General features: G+C 66.5%; 2 protein-coding genes. One reads left to right on the forward strand and one right to left on the reverse strand.

From position 1 onward, the window contains the following. Positions 1–249: 249 nt before the first annotated feature. Positions 250–606 (forward strand): hypothetical protein, encoded by a 357-nt coding sequence (locus MKK88_RS03430; RefSeq protein WP_243997198.1) that lies wholly within the window; start codon positions 250–252, stop codon positions 604–606. A 14-nt stretch (positions 607–620) separates the two neighbouring features. On the opposite strand, the gene MKK88_RS03435 is transcribed toward MKK88_RS03430, so the two are convergent. Further along, positions 621–1,501: methyl-accepting chemotaxis protein (locus MKK88_RS03435; protein ID WP_243997199.1), on the reverse strand; the 881-nt coding region annotated here is incomplete at its 5' end.

The following is a 1,501-nucleotide window of genomic DNA, read 5'->3' on the forward strand; positions in this document are numbered from 1 at the left end:
GTCAGGGCAAGCCAGACCCGCGCACGCATGAACGCAACCCTTCGTACACAACGAGCAGTCGGTGTGTGCCGGAATGGTTTCCGAGTGGTTCATGGCAGCGGTGCAATTCACGCGATCCACCGACCCCGCACTTCTTTGGACCGGCATTGCCGATGACAACCGGGTTGACGGTATTGCTCTCGGGGCATGTATTCCAGGTGCTGAGACGATGTCCGCCTCTGCGCGACTGGCCTCTACGGGCGTAGGATCATGAGCGAAGGCATCGTGCCACTACGCCAGAAAGGTGAGGAGGGTTCAGCGCTCGACCGCTTCGACATCGCTGCAGTGGCGCTTCTCATCGGTGGCCAAGCGGCAAGCCTACAAGCGGCCCGGGCAGTGGTGATCTTGAACGACCTCCGAGCGCAGCGAGATCAGATGACAGCGGTGCTCGTAGATGTGCGCGGCCGCGAGCCGACCGGTGACCCTGAGATCGACGACACCAACGCCAACCTGGTCACGGCGATCAATGCCGGCATCGTACAGATCGACCTGTTCATCGCGCGTGGGCGGGTTCTCTTGGCGGAGGCCGCTCGATCGGGACCAAACCAGCCCGAGGTCTCGGAATAGGCGCCGACCGATGCCTAGTGCCGGTAGCGCTCGGCGAGGATCATCAGCGCCTGGGCGAGCTCCGTGAGGTTGGCCGAGGCCGACTCGACCTGCCGCGTGCCGGCCGCCGTCTGCTGGCTCGCCTGCCGGATGTTCTGGAGCGCGCCCACCACCTGCTCGATCCCCATCTGCTGCTGGTTCGTAGAGGCGATGATCTGCTGGAACACCTGGGTGCCTTCCTCGATCTTCGCGGTGATCTCCTCGATGGTCCGCTGCGTCGTGTCGGAGCGGGTCTTGCCGGTGGCGGCACGCTTGACCGCCTCCTCGGTCAGCATCACCGAGGTGTTGATGCCACGCTGGATCTCCCCGAGGATGCCGCGCACTTGGCCGGTGGCGGCCTTGGCCTGATCGGCCAGCAGCTTCATCTCCGAAGCCACCACCGCGAAGCTGCGCCCGCTCTCGCCGGCCGCGGCCGCCTCGATGGCGGCGTTCAGCGCGAGCAGGTGCGTGCGCTCCGAGATGTCGTTGACGGTCTCGATGATGTCGCCGATCGTCTGGGTCTTCTCCGACAGGCTGACGATGTTGCCGGCCACCGCCTCGGCCTGCTCGCGGATCGCGTCCATGGCCTTGGCGGTGTCGGGGACGGAGCGCAGGCCCTGCCGCGAGGTCTGGGCGGTGGCCTGGGCGGTGGCGATCACCTCGGTGGCGCGCCGAGCCGTCTGCGCACCCGATTGGGTAATCTGATCCATGGTCGCAGCGGTCTCCTGCACGGCGGAGAATTGCTGCTCCACGGAAGCCGCCTGTTCCTGGGCTGAGGCGCGGATCTCGGCCGCGGCGGCGTTCAGGTCGGCGGTGGCGGCCCGGTTGGTCTTGGCGAGGTCCGACAGGCCCGAGACCATCGCGTTGAGACTACGGC

Source organism: Methylobacterium sp. E-005, assembly GCF_022829725.1.
GTDB lineage: Bacteria > Pseudomonadota > Alphaproteobacteria > Rhizobiales > Beijerinckiaceae > Methylobacterium.

What these genes read in the sequence shown, in the direction of transcription:
- MKK88_RS03430 (WP_243997198.1), top strand. Translation starts at nt 250, where the DNA reads ATGAGCGAAGGCATCGTGCCACTACGCCAGAAAGGTGAGGAGGGTTCA.